Origin of the sequence: Pseudoalteromonas sp. meg-B1, from assembly GCF_003173795.1 — a bacterium.
In the GTDB taxonomy this organism is placed as follows: domain Bacteria; phylum Pseudomonadota; class Gammaproteobacteria; order Enterobacterales; family Alteromonadaceae; genus Pseudoalteromonas; species Pseudoalteromonas undina.
Genome location: NZ_QGQU01000003.1, coordinates 227120 through 243550, shown reverse-complemented (window position 1 = coordinate 243550; position 16431 = coordinate 227120). Strand labels below are relative to the sequence as shown.

Annotated in this window: 15 protein-coding genes; 6 read left to right on the top strand and 9 right to left on the bottom strand. The window is 37.2% G+C overall.

Going from position 1 to position 16431, the window contains the following annotated elements:
• The first annotated feature begins 34 nt into the window (after positions 1-34).
• Both DK924_RS12845 and DK924_RS12840 read left to right on the top strand, forming a co-directional pair.
• Entirely contained in the window at positions 35-949 is a 915-nt protein-coding gene (locus DK924_RS12845; protein ID WP_109875370.1) for a DNA cytosine methyltransferase, read from the top strand.
• A complete protein-coding gene (locus tag DK924_RS12840) occupies positions 946-1839 on the top strand; it encodes a DNA cytosine methyltransferase (protein WP_109875369.1) in 894 nt (297 codons plus the stop codon). The genes DK924_RS12845 and DK924_RS12840 overlap by 4 nt, the downstream gene beginning before the upstream one ends.
• Positions 1840-1846: 7 nt before the next feature.
• On the opposite strand, the gene DK924_RS12835 is transcribed toward DK924_RS12840, so the two are convergent.
• The 4 genes from DK924_RS12835 to DK924_RS12820 form a co-directional block, all read right to left on the bottom strand.
• The gene (locus DK924_RS12835; protein ID WP_109875368.1) at positions 1847-4561 is read right to left on the bottom strand and encodes a DNA methyltransferase; all 2715 of its coding nucleotides are present in this window, start codon (positions 4559-4561) and stop codon (positions 1847-1849) included.
• A 333-nt stretch (positions 4562-4894) separates the two neighbouring features.
• The gene (locus tag DK924_RS12830; RefSeq protein ID WP_109875367.1) at positions 4895-5413 is read right to left on the bottom strand and encodes an HD domain-containing protein; all 519 of its coding nucleotides are present in this window, start codon (positions 5411-5413) and stop codon (positions 4895-4897) included.
• Positions 5414-5563: 150 nt separating this feature from the next.
• The gene (locus tag DK924_RS12825; protein ID WP_109875366.1) at positions 5564-5884 is read right to left on the bottom strand and encodes a hypothetical protein; all 321 of its coding nucleotides are present in this window, start codon (positions 5882-5884) and stop codon (positions 5564-5566) included.
• Positions 5885-6083: 199 nt separating this feature from the next.
• A complete protein-coding gene (locus tag DK924_RS12820; RefSeq protein ID WP_109875365.1) occupies positions 6084-6476 on the bottom strand; it encodes a hypothetical protein in 393 nt (130 codons plus the stop codon).
• Between the two features lie 252 nt (positions 6477-6728).
• Here DK924_RS12820 and DK924_RS12815 point away from each other — a divergent pair, with 252 nt between their 5' ends.
• Both DK924_RS12815 and DK924_RS12810 read left to right on the top strand, forming a co-directional pair.
• Positions 6729-7748 carry a YafY family protein gene (locus tag DK924_RS12815; RefSeq protein WP_109875364.1) on the top strand — a complete coding sequence of 340 codons (1020 nt, stop codon included), beginning with the start codon at positions 6729-6731 and terminating at the stop codon, positions 7746-7748.
• Positions 7749-7935: 187 nt separating this feature from the next.
• Positions 7936-8145, top strand: a complete 210-nt coding sequence (locus tag DK924_RS12810; protein ID WP_109875363.1) for a hypothetical protein — start codon at positions 7936-7938, stop codon at positions 8143-8145.
• A 444-nt stretch (positions 8146-8589) separates the two neighbouring features.
• Here the strand turns inward: DK924_RS12810 and DK924_RS12805 are convergent, their stop codons facing one another.
• A complete protein-coding gene (locus DK924_RS12805; RefSeq protein ID WP_109875362.1) occupies positions 8590-9693 on the bottom strand; it encodes a mechanosensitive ion channel family protein in 1104 nt (367 codons plus the stop codon).
• Positions 9694-9815: 122 nt separating this feature from the next.
• On the opposite strand from DK924_RS12805, the gene DK924_RS12800 reads away from it, so the two are divergent.
• Complete coding sequence (locus DK924_RS12800; protein ID WP_109875361.1) at positions 9816-10763, top strand: YihY/virulence factor BrkB family protein; 948 nt, start codon at positions 9816-9818, stop codon at positions 10761-10763.
• Positions 10764-10777: 14 nt separating this feature from the next.
• Here the strand turns inward: DK924_RS12800 and DK924_RS12795 are convergent, their stop codons facing one another.
• A complete protein-coding gene (locus DK924_RS12795; protein ID WP_109875487.1) occupies positions 10778-13813 on the bottom strand; it encodes an EAL domain-containing protein in 3036 nt (1011 codons plus the stop codon).
• 241 nt (positions 13814-14054) lie between these two features.
• Here DK924_RS12795 and DK924_RS12790 point away from each other — a divergent pair, with 241 nt between their 5' ends.
• Positions 14055-14900, top strand: a complete 846-nt coding sequence (locus DK924_RS12790; protein WP_109875360.1) for a pirin family protein — start codon at positions 14055-14057, stop codon at positions 14898-14900.
• A gap of 22 nt (positions 14901-14922) precedes the next feature.
• Here DK924_RS12790 and DK924_RS12785 read toward each other — a convergent pair whose 3' ends face one another.
• From DK924_RS12785 to DK924_RS12775, 3 genes are read right to left on the bottom strand one after another with little or no spacing between them, the layout of a single operon-like run.
• Positions 14923-15165, bottom strand: coding sequence for a hypothetical protein (locus tag DK924_RS12785; protein WP_109875359.1), 243 nt, complete (start codon positions 15163-15165; stop codon positions 14923-14925).
• Between the two features lie 13 nt (positions 15166-15178).
• A complete protein-coding gene (locus DK924_RS12780; protein WP_109875358.1) occupies positions 15179-15619 on the bottom strand; it encodes a hypothetical protein in 441 nt (146 codons plus the stop codon).
• Positions 15620-15624: 5 nt separating this feature from the next.
• The gene (locus tag DK924_RS12775) at positions 15625-15942 is read right to left on the bottom strand and encodes a hypothetical protein (protein WP_010390681.1); all 318 of its coding nucleotides are present in this window, start codon (positions 15940-15942) and stop codon (positions 15625-15627) included.
• Between the last annotated feature and the right edge of the window lie 489 nt (positions 15943-16431).

Sequence of the window (16431 nt, the reverse complement as noted above, 5' to 3'; positions counted from 1 at the left end):
TTCGGTTTTTAAAGCACTGAAGGTCATAAGCTAAATGTTAAATACGATTGATTTATTCTCAGGTTGTGGGGGGCTATCATTAGGTTTTCAGAATGAGGGCTATAATATTATTGCTGCATACGATAACTGGGAACCTGCAATTAAAGTTTACGAAAAAAATTTCAGTCACAAAATAGAAAAAGCTGATTTGGCTAGCTCTATTGTTCATGACTCTATATCAAAGCATAGGCCGGACATAATAATTGGTGGACCACCATGCCAAGACTTTTCTGGGGCTGGCTTAAGAGATGAGACTCTAGGTAGGGCAAGCTTGACTATGTCTTTTGCTGAAATTATCCTCAAATCAAGGCCTAAGTTCTTTGTGATGGAAAATGTTTGTCGTGTCACAAATACCAATGTCTTTAAAGAAATTGTAACTAAATTTAAAATGGCTGGCTATGGGCTATCAAGTCATAAATTAGACGCTAGTTATTGTGGTGTACCACAAGCAAGAAAAAGATTTTTTCTAGTGGGGCATTTATCTGGAAATGATGGTTTTTTAGATTCTATAATTCCAAAATTGCTTAGCAAAGAAAAAATGTCCATTTACGATTACTTAGGTGATTCACTAGGTGTCGAATATTACTTTCGTATACCTAGAAGCTACACTAGAAGAGCTATTTTTAGTATTTATGAACCCTCAGTTACCATTAGAGGTGTAGAGCGGCCAATTCCTAAAGGATATAAAAGACATCCTGGGGATTTAGTCGAGGTTGGGCCTAAGGTGAGAACTTTGACAATTCTTGAGAGAAGTTATATTCAAACATTTCCAAAAACCTTTTGTTTTGATGGGACTAAATCGGATTTAAACCAAATGATAGGTAATGCTGTTCCAGTTAATATGGCAGCTTTGATTGGGAAAGCTATAAAAATTTATAATCAGACGTTAAACGCTCCGGAGAGTAGATGAAAGTAATCGATTTATTTGCTGGGTGTGGCGGTATGTCGCTAGGTTTTGAGAACGCAGGTTTTAAGGTAGAGGCTGCTTTTGATAACTGGAAACCAGCAATTGAAGTTTATTCTAAAAACTTTTCTCATCCAATTTTCAATGTTGACCTTTCTGCTGAAAATGTATTAAGTCATTTTTCTAAGTATTCACCAGATGTGGTAATCGGGGGGCCACCTTGCCAAGATTTTTCCATTGCAGGTCATAATAATACAGATTCAAAGAGGGCTAACCTTACAATAAACTTTGCAAATATAGTTACTTCAATCATGCCCGAATGGTTTGTGATGGAGAATGTATATAACATAGAGAAAAGTGCAGTATTACCTAAAGTTAAAGATATATTTACCTCGGCAGGGTATGGATTAACATCGTATATTTTAGATGCTAGCTACGTTGGTGTGCCTCAAGCTAGAAAAAGATACTTTTTGATAGGTCATATTTCTTCAGAAGATAACTTTTTATCTAGTGATCTAGTGGAAAACTTAAATGAAAAACAAACTACGGTTTACGATTACCTCAAAGGAAAGCTAGATTTAGAGTATTACTACATGCACCCCCGAAGCTATGCTAGAAGGGCTGTATTTAGTATACACGAACCTAGCTCTACAATTAGAGGTACAAATAGGCCAGTCCCATTAACGTATAAACGGCACCCTGCCGACAAAGCGGATATATCTGAGGGAGTTAGAGCTTTGACAACTAAGGAGCGAAGTTATCTGCAAACTTTTCCTGAAAACTTTAAGTTAGAAGGTAGTAAGTCACAATTGGAGCAAGTTATTGGAAATGCAGTTCCAGTTAAAATGGCTGAATATATAGCGCTATGTATAAAAAACTATAAAACAGCCGATTAAAATAATGTTATTTAGTATTATTTTTGTATTGATTATAAAGGGTTAATAAATGTTCTAATCTTTCTGTATCAGAATCGAAAGGTTTAGCTTGATAGCATTTTTCAACAGCTTTATCTAACCTTGAGTGGGCATCAACTAACTGTTCAGGCATACAAATAGGATCGTACATTTCTGCAAGAGTTGAATCTGTTAATAGTTCTCTTACAGCAAGTATATTCTTAGAAGCCTCTTCTACATCCGCTTTATCAGTATCATGTATCTGTGGCCAAGGGAAAGCATTATACCCAATGTTCTTTGAATAACGGTTTCTGTTATCTGTTCTTCCACAAATGTTTTCAGTCCAAACTCTGTTCATATAAGAGCTTAATATTCCAAAGTGCCATAATTCAGCATCTGGGATTATAAAAAGGTTATTAGTAGGTATCGTATTGCAGTCAAGAAACTCAACTGTTATGAAATTTCTTTTTTCACTTGTGGTTGTTGGTATCGCTAAATATGCATCAGGATTGTTTTGCTCTCTGAATAAGTAAGGAGTGGCTGCTTTTTTTACTGTTGCTTGATCTGTACTACGCAACCGGTACTCTTTAACTTTTATTAACCTTTGACTTATTGCTTTAAAAGACTTCAATTCAGCCGGAGATGCATCAACAAGCCATAAGCACCAAAGGTTCTGGTTGTGCAATAGCTCATTAGTACCCATTACTCGCTTTATGTATTTAGCTATAGATGGAGGTGAATTAAGAAGTATAAGCTCTTTTTCTTCATCATTTAATAAAAGGTGTCCGTTATCGGTAGGTTGATTTCCTTTCCTCATTTTGGGTACTTTGCTAATTGGAGTTGATCTTTTCGAAACTAAAATAGTTTCTCCTTCCATTAGGTAGGGGTTAATTTTGCTAACTAACTTCCTTTCTGGTTTACCTGATGGATCTTTATAATAAAATAATTCTTTTTGCTTCCTCTCAAAATTAGCAAAGCCTATTATTACGACATGTACAGCTGCCTTATTCTTTGCTTCACTACTCCATTTGAATGTTCGATGCGCAAAGTTGATTTTTATATTGTATTTACTTATTAAGCAGTCCCATAACGGACTTACTTGAACCCCCATTGTAACTGAGTTTGTAGCAACGAATGCTACTTCAATATTTGTACCTTTAATATATTCAGATGCTTTCAGAAACCAAGCAGAAACATAATCTAATTCTCCAGAGCCTACTTTATTAGAAAATAAGCTTTTAATTTCATTCTTTTGCTCTTTACTTTGATTATTAGCACCTTTGAATTGCGGATTTCCGATTATATAGTTTAATTTAGCTTTCTTTACTAACAACTCCCAATCGATGTTAAATGCATTCTCTATTTTTATTGTTTTGGATTCTGGCAGAGGAAGAGTATGGCGGTGTATATTACACTGTTTTGATAACTCATTGTTCATTTGATGTTCTGTTAGCCATAATGCCGTTTCTGCTATCCTTGCTGGAAACTCTTCTTTTTCAATACCATAAAATTGGTTTATGCTAATTATAGATTTTAGTTCGTTGTCATGCCCCTTTATCTTTTTCCATTCGGATAACAATTTTAATTCAAGTAGTCTCAGTTCTCTGTAGGTAACAATTAAAAAATTGCCACATCCGCAGGCTGGATCTAAAAAGGTTAATTGAGATAACTTTAATTGAAATAACCTCAATGAGTTGGCTTTACCACTTTTTTCTAAGGTTATAGTATCTAGCTCCCTCCATAAACTATTTAAAAAGAGTGGCCTGATTAACTTTAGGATATTCTCTTCAGAGGTGTAGTGTGCTCCTAGATTATTTCTCTTTACGGGATCCATAGTCAATTGAAACATAGAACCAAAGATAGCAGGTGAGATGCTACTCCAATTAAAATATGAACACTCTAATAAAAGCTCTCTCATTGATTTAGTGAAATGAATAGTATCTAGTTTTTCTTTGAATAATGTACCATTTATGTAAGGAAATTCATTAAGCAAATCGCTAATACTTTTTTGTCTGTTTAAAACAGGTTTAGACAAAGTTTGGAAAATAGAAGCTAGCTTTTCACCTAGATCACGACCGTTTTCTTCAGTTTGCTCAGCAATAAAATCGGCAAATATTTTTTTCTCAAAGAGGCCTGTGTCATCTGCAAATAAACAAAATAGTAATCGCATAAGAAATATCTCAAGCTCGTGGCCAGTGAAGCCTTCCTCCACAAGAGCCTCATAAAGCTTTACCATTCTATCAGCTGCTTCAATATTTACCGGAATTGTGTCTCTTTGTTTCTTTTTCTCATACCCAGCAATAAATCCAAGTAAGTGAACATTTTCGTATAGTTCAGCTAATTCAAATTCATAAGCTTGATCATCATCTAGGTCATAAAGTTTAAACTTATTAAAATCAGACACTAGAATATACTTTGGAAGTTCGTATTCTTTTAGGTTGCTGAAATAATCTAAAGCCTGGGAATAGGCTTTGTTTAAATCTTTTCCTTTAGATTTATGTTCGACAAGCAATTCGCCTTTCCAAAATAAATCGATAAAACCATATTTACCATTTAATTTTTTCACTGGCTCTTCGAAGGAAGCTATTCTTCGGCGTGTAATCCCGAATACTCCAAAAAATTCATTCCAAAATGTCTGTGATTCAGCTCTTTCATTTGTAGCTGATTTCCAGTTCAGGGAAAATGCGTTTGCATTCTCCCTAATCACGTTCCAAGGTATAGGCATTTAATTGTTTCTCTTTTAGGTGCTTTTTGTTTGTGAAAGCAATCATTGACTCCAAGGTCTTTAGGTTACCTTAATCTTTAGCTTTAGGTTAGCTTTCCTACTATTAAAGATTGTTGATTGTGGCAGATTTTTTAATCTGCGAGATTCCTTTAGCCATGTTCGGTTGCAATGTGTGCCACCGAGTGTGACGCTCAAAACCTTGAAATTACTTAGTTGTTGTTTTCTAGGTGGAATGTTTTGCTTGCCAGTATACTCACTCATTCAATAAAAAAGCCCGTAGTTAACACTGCAGGCTTTTTAGTTTTTGAAAAAATTATAGTTAAATAGAGAGCACTATTTAGCGATATAGTCAGCTTTTCTTCTCAAGTATTCTTTATATAACAAGGGGCTAGATACCTTGCAGATTTCAGCCACCTGATCTAACCAGAGGAAGTACTCGATTTGCCGTTCAACTGTCCAACCAGATGGTATTGCAGCAGCATTAGAGCATAAGTCTGCTAATTTGATACGTTTTACCGAGTTTGACTTAGTGGGAAGTAATCTGAGCGTTTCTTCTCTTCGTTCCTTCAAACATAGTGATTTGTTGTCTGAAAGTGCCTCTACTAATTCTAGAACACGTTGACCACAGGTTTTATAAATTTCTGCTGTAGTAACGCCTGTGTCCTCTAAAATATCATGAAGTATTGCGGCGCATAGTTCGTCGTCGTCATCAACTCCTGCTTTATCAGTAAGCAGGGCTGCAACTTCTATCAAATGATTAATATAGGGTGAGCCGTCTGATTTTCGCTTTTGCTGCACATGATATTTTGAAGCCAGAGCTAGTGATTTAATTAAAAGCTGGTTTGAGCTCATATTGCAACCTTAGAGTAATATTTATAAAAGTTATAGTTAAAAAGCCAAAGTTAAAACTGCAAAGTACAACTTCTTAGGTTGTACTAAAATGGCACTGTGAACGTAGCCTCTAAATTTTAGAAACAGGTTATCCTTGCATAACACCCTAAATTAGCATGTTTTTATGTACCCATCATATTGACGTTGTAGTTCTAACCAAGTTGCAGCGCCAACTTTTGTGGCTTTTTCTAGTTTTTTGGCAAGTGTAGAGTCAAGAGATAAGTTTCCTGCCATAAATTGCTTAAGGGTCTCAATTTCTATGTTTGACTTATCAGCGAGATATTGAATGCCCTTAGATTCAAATTTATCTAAGCAATTTCGCTTAAAAAAGTTTGAAGGGTGTTTTCGAAAGCCACCATCGGGTCGTTTTACTAGCTTTAAATCCTTTAGAGGAATCCTTTTGCTGAGCTTTATAAAGTTATAATTGGTCACGTGATTTCTTTGCGCTCCTTTTTTATACTTTAATGGTTTTTCTAAAAAAGGCCTACATTAAGTAGGCCATGACGAAAAAGTTTCTCACACTTTTTCTTCTGCCCCTCCACGGAAGCAACACATGCTCATAATATAAAATAGTTGCGACAGAATAAGTCGCAATATCGTTGTTTTTATTAAATATCGATCATTTAGTTACTCAACGCAGCAAGTTTAAGAAGCCCACCCATGCATTATTTGAGTCTGGCTTTCTGAGAGTGAAAACAAATAACTCTACGGAACCTCCATTAATGAGCATATTAGTAATTTCTAGTAACTGTTCAAAATTTTGAGGCTCAGATACAAGCGTGTCGTCATCTAAAGGTGCATACGCACCTAACTTACTATCAAAGTCTCGACGGTCTAAATTCAAGTAAGCGATTGATTCATCTTTATATTGCGCTCGCAGCTCTTTAATGTCTTTGGGGTGTTCATTTTCAGCTAACTCTTTTAAGAGAAAGTCGATTTGATTGTCATTGATGTAAACCTGAAAGCCATGGTCAGTTTTAATTGCTTTATTTTTTAACAAATCTTGTTCAAGGTCGTATTTCATTAAGTTTCCTTGCTAAATGTTTATGTGATGCTAGAGAAGCTTGAGGGCTTAAAAACATGACTGCTAGGCTTTTAAACAACTTCCTTATCATCGTAATTACACGCAGATTAACCCAAAGCACTCTACTATAAAAGTGCTTTCATATATAAAATATTGCAATTACACTATTTCAACCTGAAGGCTAACCTGCTGTTATTGTTTGATTTATGATAATGTGTCGGTAAGTTTAAGTTATGATAGGCCCCAAAGTTGATGCCAACGGCTAAAGGAAAGACTCTCCCTCGCATTATTAATATGATGCAACTCATCCCCATTACTCCTAGATGGACAACTGCCAAAATTTTACAGTCAGGCCTTGAAGATAGAGGCTTTGCAGTGACAAAACGAACTGTAGAGCGAGATTTAGTTGAAGTGGCTGATTTATTTGGGTTAGTAAGCTCAGACTCACCTGACGGGTACAAATGGTCTTATTCAAGAAAGCGTGCAGATATTTACTTACCTTCAATTTCTGCAGAGGAAGCTTTATCACTTCAGCTAGTTGAGCATCACCTTGAAGATTACTTTCCTAAAGAGGTGTTTTCTCAGCTTGATGCAATTTTTAAAAAATCAAAAGATACATTGGTGAGATCCGAGTTATTACACTCATGGCCATCGAAAATTGCGAGTTTGCCACATGTTTTAGCTTTTAAACCATTAAACATTGATGCTGGAATTAAATCGCTAATTACTCAAGGGATTTTAGAGCAAAGAAAATTGGAGATAACTTACGGTGGTTCCGATTGTGTTCATCTTATTTCACCATTAGGTATGTTGATAAGAGACACTAAATTGGTTCTTATTTGCTACTTTTATGATTATAAAGAACCGAGGCATATTCTTTTTCATCGAGTTAATAGCGCCAAGTTATTAACTGAAACATTCGATACCGACTTTGACACTTTAAAATATGCTCAAACAGGTGCTGTGGGTGTATTAGTAAATGCTGAGGTAATTGATGTAAAACTCGAAGTCAAAGGTTATGTCAAAGATCTATTCCAAGAATCAGCCATTAATGAAAGCCAAAAGGTTAGTGACGAAAATGCTTTAACTAAATCGACTACTCAAAATGATTGGGTCAGTGTTTCTATTAAATTAGCTCATACTTTGGAGTTGGAGAATTGGCTCATGGGTTTGTCAGATCACATTATTGTAAAGGCACCAGAGCAGCTAAAAGCGAGGGTTATAAGGCGAATTATAAAATCATTAGGGCACTATGGTATTAAGACTGAATAAAGATCTTATATAAGCATCTCAACTACCTTAGCTAATCTGAATTATTTAGCAAGGTACGACGCTCGATACTTTTAAAATCTCTATGGCAAATTTAAGGTTCTACGATTAAATATAATACGCGACCCATTTTGTCGTAGTTAAGCCTTAAGCTATATATCTGAAATAATTAAGGTAATTGGAGAAAGTAATGACTTGTTCTTGTGAAGTTAAAAATTTAGAAACAGCCTTTAAAGCAAAATATAGAAAATTGTTCTTTCTCATCTTTTTAATAATTCTTGGCGGCTGGGGTTCAAATTATGCCAAAGACAAAAAAATTAAAGAACTAGAAGCTGCAATACAAAAGTTAGACTATTCAGTTCAAACGATCAAAAGTAAAAATAGCTTCACCTCGGAATGAGGTTGCAATGTGTGCCACCGAGTGTGACACTCACAGCTCAGAAATTATTTAAGTTGTTGTTTTTATTTAGGTGGGATAGTTTGCTTGTCAGCTTATAGGCTAACTCACTCATTCAATAAAAAAGCCCGCAGTTAACGCTGCGGGCTTTTTTGTGTTTGGAATAAGCTGTCAGGTTGCGGGCGGCGAGCTTCGGGTTGCGGGCTTAAAACCTAAACTCGACGCGAGACTAACTATCGCCTTCAGGCATAAAAAACCTTGTAATGTTAACCGCAAGGCTTTTAAATTTCTTGAACCTTGAACCTTGAACCTTGAACCTTGAACCTTGAACCTTGAACCTTGAACCTTGAACCTTGAACCTTGAACCTTGAACCTTGAACCTTGAACCTTGAACCTTGAACCTTGAACCTTGAACCTCGAACCTCGAACCTCGAACCTCGAACCTATCTATATAATATTTTTACCCTGCTCCGGATCGCGCGATTCATCGGCTTGCTCGCGAATATCATCCGTATCACTGCTTACATCATCAATACTGTGTTCATGCTCTGTGTTTTTATGTTTTTGAGTATGTGGTTTCTCTTTAGTTTTTTCTGTTGTCTCTGTTTTAGCTTCGCTTGCTGTGGGGTAAATATCTTCACCTTGGCTATTGAGTAATACACGCTCTCTAGCATCGTCAGGCATACTTATATTATGTTGCGTAAAACTGTTAATTAACTCTCGCATTAGCTGTGAGGCTACTTTAACAATGCTGTATTGTTCGCCGTTGACCCAAAAGTAAACAGTAAAATTGATAGTGGCGGAGCCTAAGTTATCAACCAATACTTGGGGAGGTGGATCGCTAAGCACAGAGTTTTGATTTTTTATAACGCTAATAGCAAGACTTTGTGCGCCGCGAATGTCATTATCGTAGCCAATACCGATTGTGAAATGATCGCGCATCTTTGGATTAGCGGTTAAGTTTTTAATGGTATTTTTATACACAGTCGCATTGGGTATTTGAATATGATTGCCATCGTAGTCAACTAAAGTGGTTGCTCTTGCAGTTACTTTTTTAACAATGCCTATTCTACCATCGACTTCTATTACATCATCAATTTTAAATGGACGTTGTACACTCAAAAGTAAACTGGCAATAAAGTTCTCAGCAATATCCCGAAAGGCAAACCCTAAAATAAGCCCTATTAACCCAGTGCCACTCATAATAGCGACCGCGAATTCAGTCAAGCCAGCCAAACGTAAAAATAGGTAAAACCCGAGTAAAATAATTAAGGTACTAATGCCACGCCTAGCAACTAGGTGTACTAATTTACTGTTGGTCATGTAAGTAACGGGCTTTATTAACAAGCGTGATAATGGGGTGGCGATTAAATAACTAATCACCAAAATAATAATCCCTAAAAACAAAGTGGGCAGTAATTGCACGAATGAGTGTAGTAATTGCACGCTTTGCTCTTTTAAAAAGCCCCATGAAACCGAGTTTGGCTGAACGGTGTCGATTGCGGGAATAGATGCGTTATTAGCGAGTGTTGCAATTAAAGCGCTGAGCATAGGAGCCATCCGTGTTGGGTTGAGTTAATTAGGGTCTGTGTAAAACAATAGCAGCAAGTTTAATACCAAGGGGTATTTGTTTGGCAAACATCTTGCAATTAATTGGGAAAAGGGAGTTAGCTATGAGTGACTTTAAGCGTGGCCAAAGAGCCAAGCAGCCTAACCATATCCCTCTGCGTGGCTGGTGGGATATTGCAAAGCGAATTATAAAACAAATGAGCCGTGATAATTTATCCTTGGTGGCAGCAGGCGTGGCCTTTTATGCACTTCTTGCTATTTTTCCTGCCATTGCGGCGTTGGTGTCTGTGTATGCTTATTTTGCTTCACCGAACGATATTAGTGCGTATTTAAGTCAATTTATGGCGTTATTGCCGCAAAGTACCCAAGAGATTATTTTATCTCAGGTTTCAAGCCTTGCGCAAAAGTCTCAAACCAGTTTAAGTCTTAGCGCACTGGGCACTTTACTGCTCACTATTTGGAGTAGCTCTAAGGGCAGCCAAGCTTTGATCACCGCGTGTAATATTAGTTATCACGAATACGAAAAGCGTTCATTTTTTAAGGCGCAACTTGTACGTTTATTATTTTCAGTGGGCGCGATTGTGGTGGCGGTTATAGCATTGGTAATTATAGGTATATTACCGTTAGCACTTAACCTGTTAGGAATAAAAGAGAGTATTGATTTTTTAATCATGCTTATCTCATGGCCATTACTGGCACTAACCTTTAACTTTGCTTTGTTAATTTTATATCGTTACGCGCCTCACAGAAAAGTAGCTAAGTGGCGCTGGGTTACCGTAGGCTCATTCACTGCCACAGTATTATGGATTGTGGCATCTTTTGGCTTTTCCTTTTATGTATCTCACTTTGCCAGTTACAACGAAACATATGGCTCTTTAGGTGGGGTGGTTATTATGCTTATGTGGCTATTTATTAGCGCTTATATCATTATTTTGGGAGCCACAATCAATGCTGCGTTAGAGCAGCAAACAGCGCAAGACAGCACGATAGGCCCAGATAAAAAAAGAGGGCAGCGAGGCGCATATGTTGCAGACCACCTTGATATTAAATAACTCTATTACTTTTATCAGAGCTTAATTACTTGGTTCGTTGTTATCAGCTGCATAAACGAGGTTTTGTGCAGCGGCTTTGAAAACAAATAGCCTTGACCGTAATCACAACCAGCCTCAAGTAATAAATCCATTTGTAATTTTGTTTCTATGCCTTCGGCAATTACTTTTAAACCAAGCTGATGAGCCATCATAATAATTGCTTCACATAAGGCCAGCTCTTGGCTGTTTTTTTGAATATTATCAACAAAGCGTTTATCGATTTTTAGGTAGTCGGTATCCATTTCTTGTAAGTAAGCAAGCGATGAGTAACCAGTACCAAAATCATCGAGTGCTAATTGCATCCCTGATTTAACCAAGGCTTTTAGGCGGCTTTGGGTCAGCTCTTCAGGATTAACCATCAAGCCTTCAGTAATTTCTGCCACAATACTCGATGCAGGTAAATTTGCTGTCTCAAGCATGCCATACCAATCGTCTATACCACTGTCTGTGGTTGCGAGCTGCACCGGCGATACGTTAATACTAATTTGAAATTCATCTTGAATGTGTTTTTTAATATCATTAAGTGTTTGCAGTGCTTCAGTAAATACAAATTGACCGAGCGCATTTATTTGTCTGGTTTCTTCAGCAAGAGGAATAAAATCGGCAGGGCTGATCAGCCCTTTTTCTGGGTGTTGCCAACGAATAAGTCCCTCAGCTTTATGAACGTGTAAATCATCAAGGGATACAATAGGCTGATAATATAACTCAAATTGTTCTAGCTCTATGGCTGAGCGAAGCTCTTTAAGCAACTGCATTCTTGCATTTGCATCTTCACGCATATCATGTGAGAAAAATTCAAAGTCATTTCGGCCGCTATTTTTTGCCTTATACATAGCTTGGTCAGCAGCTTTAAGCAGTTGCTCTGGGTTTTGGCCATCATCTGGCGCGCAGGCAATACCAATACTGGCACTGATATACACTTTTTCATCTTCAATAAAAATAGTCGAAGCAAGGCTAAGTAGCAGTGATTTTGCTATTTGTTTGATATTATCGCTACCGCGTAAGTCACTAAATACAATAACAAATTCATCGCCACCAATACGTGCTACAAAGTCAGCCTCTTTGGCTGTTTGCACAATTCGCTCAGATACTAATTTAAGTAATCTATCGCCATAATGATGGCCTAACGTATCATTAATATCTTTAAAGTGATCAATATCTAACAGCATAATGACCAGTTTTTGGTCGTGGTTGTTTACGCTCGTAAAGCGTTTATTTAACCGCTCTTTTAGTTCTAGTCGATTAGGTAAGTCGGTTAAATGATCAAAATGAGCTTGTCGCCAAATTAGCTCGTCAGCTTGTTTTTTCTCGGTTAGATCAGTAAAAATAGCAATACGGCTAGTTGGGGCTTTATTTTTATCGTAAATAGTATCTATGGTTAACCATTCAACATACAGCTCGCCATTTTTACGACGATTGGTTATTTCACCTTGCCAGCGGCCAGTTTTATTTATTGACTGCCACATGTAATCATAAAACTCTTTATCGTGTTTACCCGATGATAAAATACCCACCGTTTTATTGAGTACTTCTTTTCGAGAATACAAAGTTGTTTCACAAAATGCAGGGTTCACATCATAAATAACGCCATTTTCATCTGTGATTGCCATACCTTCACTACTGTTGTTGTAAACTAATGACGCTAAATGCAAAGACTCTTGATTCTGCTTTCGTTGCGTGATGTTACTAATAACAATTATAAACTCATCCACTTTTTTCATTGGGCTGATTTTAGCTTCAAAGAACTGCTCGTTTTGTTTATGTTCAAGCTCAACAGTGACAGGAGCGCTCAGGGTTGTTAAGTACTCTTCTACTTGTTTTAAATTAGCACTAGAGAATAAACACGATAACTTTTTAGGCGGTGTTGAATGGCTATAATTTAACGATTTAATACGTCCACCGGTATCAAGTATATTGCCATTGGCATCTACACGTAAAAAAGCATCGGGTAGCGCATTAAGCAAGCTATTAAGCTCGTCATGTTTATGTTTAAGGCATGCTTCAGCTGTTAAGCGAGTTTCGGCCATATATTTAAAACGATGATAGAGTCTATTTAGCTCAGGACTATTGGGCTGCTCGTCGTCATGAGGCATATTACCGGCTGCTAAGCGGTTAACGGCCTGCGTTAAACTTTTAATCGGGTTTAAGATGCTTTTATTAACTAATCGTCTAGCCAATACGGCTAAAAGCAAAATGGTAATTAAAAATCCCAAAACCATTTTTACAAAGTTAATATCTATTTGCTCAAGTGTTTCATCTATTGGTTGAGTAATATAAATAGAGAGCTTATTGTTATTGCCATCACGATAGAGTGTTGTTTGATGGAAAACTCTTCGGATACCATCTTTTCCTTTAAAAATAACACCAGCTTGCAAGTTATGCGCTAAATCGAACTTTTCCAATTTGTTGCCTAGTCTATCGGCTGAAAAAGGGTAGTTAGCTAAAATACTACCGTTAGAGTCAGTAATGACAGCTCTGATTCCTGTCGATAAATTTAAAGTATTAAATGCCGAGCTCCACCAGTCTAAAGCGATTACGGTCACAATAACGCCTTCAATATCATTATTTTCATTTAAGATAGGGTAAGCAAAGTTAATACTTTGCGCTTTGAGGCTGCGATCGTGCTGGAAATGGCCAATACTGAACTCTTTACTGGCGATCGCGTTTTTAAAATAGGGACGGTCGCTAATGTTAATATTAGTGTCACTACTTTTTGAGGTACAAATTAGGTCACCATTTTTATTTACTATACCAATATTCGCGATATTACCATTGAGTGCCTTAACATCTAAAAAATACGCAGGACAAGTAGAGGGTAAAGACTTAATGTCTTTTTGTTTTTTTGCTAAAAACTCAGTAACTTTTTTGACATCATCAATCATGCTTTGTTGTTTGATAATTAGTTGCTCAGTGATGGTGCGCACTTTTGTCTCGTGCTCTTTAATGGCTGCGTCACGACTAAACCACAAGGTTACTAAAATAATAGCAGCAACAGGTATGCAAATTAGCATAAGAAGGCGGTAGAGTTGATGTTTTAATGATGAAGTAAAAATAGTCGTATCCAAATTAGTGCAAAGTAGAGTGACGCTTGATAATCCTACTATAAATAACCATTGAAGTACTAAGGTTATATCTAAGATTTTGCAATAAAATAGTGTTGCATATGATTGAAATATATTAATTTACGTATAAAAATCATGATGAAATAATAATTTAATCCCTTATATATTTACATAACATATTAGGCAAAAAATGAAAATAACCAAAGTTTTAACTGCTTATGCTACCCAAGATGGGGATGGCGTCAATATCCGTCGTATTCCAGGATTTGATGGTAAATATTTAGACCCATTTTTAATGATTGATGAGCTTAAATCTGATGATGAGAGTGACTATATTGGTGGTTTTCCTCCTCACCCTCATCGCGGTATCGAAACTTTTACCTATATTTTAAAAGGAGGATTTGAGCATAAAGATCAAATGGGTAACACAGAAGCGATTCGCGCCGGTGACGTACAATGGATGAGCACCGGTAGTGGTGTTATGCACAGTGAAATGCCACTTGCTGATGCTGAAAAAGGCTTACATGGCTTTCAAATTTGGCTCAATATGCCAAGCGCTGACAAAATGCGTGAGCCGCAATACCAGGATACCACAGAGCATCCAGCACCGAGTTTTACTAATCAACAAGGTATTAGTCTTAAAGCGCTAGCAGGGACATGGCAATTTGATTCACAGCAATTGGTTTCAAGCTTACAAAACTTAGCCGCTAATGGTGCTATAGCCGATGTGGCTTTGCCTGCAGGTAAGGAGCTTTATCTACCAGCACTAAAACAGCAAAAAGTGATGATTTACATACACACTGGATCATTAGAATCAGCGCAAGGTGAAACCTTTGATGCAGGAAAATTACTTATTGTTGAGCCATCGAGTGATATTTGCATACGTGCCGAAAAAGCAGCAGGTGTTCTGATTTTAGCAGCTGATCCGCTTAATCAGCCAATTGCACATATGGGGCCGTTTGTAATGACCACTGAAGCTGAAATTCGCCAAGCGGTTAGCGATTATCAAAACGGTTATTTTGGCTCACTGTCGTGACGATTTAATGTAGGAGTGAATTTTAAGCGAGTAGTTTTAATAACCAACTGTATTTTTTTACCAAGTTGGTGTCTCCCTTTGCCGACTCCACAACCGCGCCTGCGGTAAAAGCACTAACGAGCCCCACTTTTGTTGCGGCAAAACGTTTGGCTCGATATTTTATTGCCGTAAGGTGCTGACGCTTTAGCTCAGATCGCATCACGACTTCTTTGTGTAGCTGTTGCACTCGAGCATTCGGTGAGTTGATCAAGTAATTGATTAACATAATAGTGTATGCCTTATAATTTAAGCAGCTGCTTTAGACTATTTAGCGTTTTAGTAAAGCCAATTTTTTTGCTTAGATAAACTGCGTTTCGCCACAGCCAAATTAAACATAAAATTTGTAGGCTGATCACTACAGTAATGCTCAGCCAAATCGAGCTAAATAAGTCAAAAGTCGCAAAGCCTACAATACCTAAAAACCCGACCCACAGTAACACCAAGCCACTGGCAAAACATCCAAGTAGGATAGTGATCAGTGCTAAGGATCTTAACGACAATTTCCATTCAGCTATAGTAATCTGATGCGTCAACTTTCCTTGTTGATGATAATCATCCTTGAGCTGTGCTGCATAATCAGCAAGCTTAGCAACATGATCTTGCCAGTCATCGGCATGTTTTGCCGATGACTGCGAATCTGTCGATTGTGATTCACTTGATGTTGAATGTAGGTTTTGCATTAGTATTACTTGCGACGAAATAGTGCAGTAACTAACATACCAGCAGCAAATGCAAGACCAGCCGTTGCTAATGGGTTTTCTGATGCGAGTTGACGAGTCTTAGAAGTACATTCTTCTAATTTCTCGCGAGCTGCTAATTGTTTCTCATTAAGTGTTTCTGCTGAGCTGCTTGCTCCTTTACGAACGCCATTTTCAGCTACCGCCGCTTTACTCGATAATGCATCTACTGCGTCATGCGCAGCTGATGTTGCCTTATCTGTTAACGGGGCCTCAATCTCTTGTTTTGCATCAATAGCAGTTTTGCTCTTAGTTGCCGTAGCCATAATCAATCCTTAATAGTTTTTTAAAAGTAATTATTAAGGTGCAATGATTAAACCAGTTTTTAACTCATTGTTTTTTATGGATTGTATTTTATTTACTAATTTTTAGTAGGTTTATAGCTGTAACTATTGCGACAACAGTTTGTAATTTTTACAAACTAAGGCGTTTTGATCATTCGAGGTTGATTTTTCCTTTGCTTACTCGGTTATACATTTCAGGTCACAATTTAGTTGCACCTAGTTCGAATAAACAAAGTCCTACACACCCTAAATAAATTGTAATTATTCACTGTTTATTCATTAAGCAAATAATGCCAGCAAGCTACTAAAAAAAACGATAAAAAATTTTTTACTGGCTGATCAGATTTTTTACTAAACAATTCAACCGCTTTAATCTGAGCCTTATTTTTTCAGGCTTCGCGGGGCGCTAAAGCTGGGTGACTTACTTGACAAAAAGGCTTGTCAAGCCCTAAACTGGAGCACTGTGGTAAA

What these genes read in the sequence shown, in the direction of transcription:
- DK924_RS12845 (WP_109875370.1), top strand. Translation starts at nt 35, where the DNA reads ATGTTAAATACGATTGATTTATTCTCAGGTTGTGGGGGGCTATCATTA.
- DK924_RS12840 (WP_109875369.1), top strand. Translation starts at nt 946, where the DNA reads ATGAAAGTAATCGATTTATTTGCTGGGTGTGGCGGTATGTCGCTAGGT.
- DK924_RS12835 (WP_109875368.1), bottom strand. Translation starts at nt 4,561, where the DNA reads ATGCCTATACCTTGGAACGTGATTAGGGAGAATGCAAACGCATTTTCC.
- DK924_RS12830 (WP_109875367.1), bottom strand. Translation starts at nt 5,413, where the DNA reads ATGAGCTCAAACCAGCTTTTAATTAAATCACTAGCTCTGGCTTCAAAA.
- DK924_RS12820 (WP_109875365.1), bottom strand. Translation starts at nt 6,476, where the DNA reads ATGAAATACGACCTTGAACAAGATTTGTTAAAAAATAAAGCAATTAAA.
- DK924_RS12815 (WP_109875364.1), top strand. Translation starts at nt 6,729, where the DNA reads ATGCCAACGGCTAAAGGAAAGACTCTCCCTCGCATTATTAATATGATG.
- DK924_RS12810 (WP_109875363.1), top strand. Translation starts at nt 7,936, where the DNA reads ATGACTTGTTCTTGTGAAGTTAAAAATTTAGAAACAGCCTTTAAAGCA.
- DK924_RS12805 (WP_109875362.1), bottom strand. Translation starts at nt 9,693, where the DNA reads ATGCTCAGCGCTTTAATTGCAACACTCGCTAATAACGCATCTATTCCC.
- DK924_RS12800 (WP_109875361.1), top strand. Translation starts at nt 9,816, where the DNA reads ATGAGTGACTTTAAGCGTGGCCAAAGAGCCAAGCAGCCTAACCATATC.
- DK924_RS12795 (WP_109875487.1), bottom strand. Translation starts at nt 13,813, where the DNA reads ATGCTAATTTGCATACCTGTTGCTGCTATTATTTTAGTAACCTTGTGG.
- DK924_RS12790 (WP_109875360.1), top strand. Translation starts at nt 14,055, where the DNA reads ATGAAAATAACCAAAGTTTTAACTGCTTATGCTACCCAAGATGGGGAT.
- DK924_RS12785 (WP_109875359.1), bottom strand. Translation starts at nt 15,165, where the DNA reads ATGTTAATCAATTACTTGATCAACTCACCGAATGCTCGAGTGCAACAG.
- DK924_RS12780 (WP_109875358.1), bottom strand. Translation starts at nt 15,619, where the DNA reads ATGCAAAACCTACATTCAACATCAAGTGAATCACAATCGACAGATTCG.
- DK924_RS12775 (WP_010390681.1), bottom strand. Translation starts at nt 15,942, where the DNA reads ATGGCTACGGCAACTAAGAGCAAAACTGCTATTGATGCAAAACAAGAG.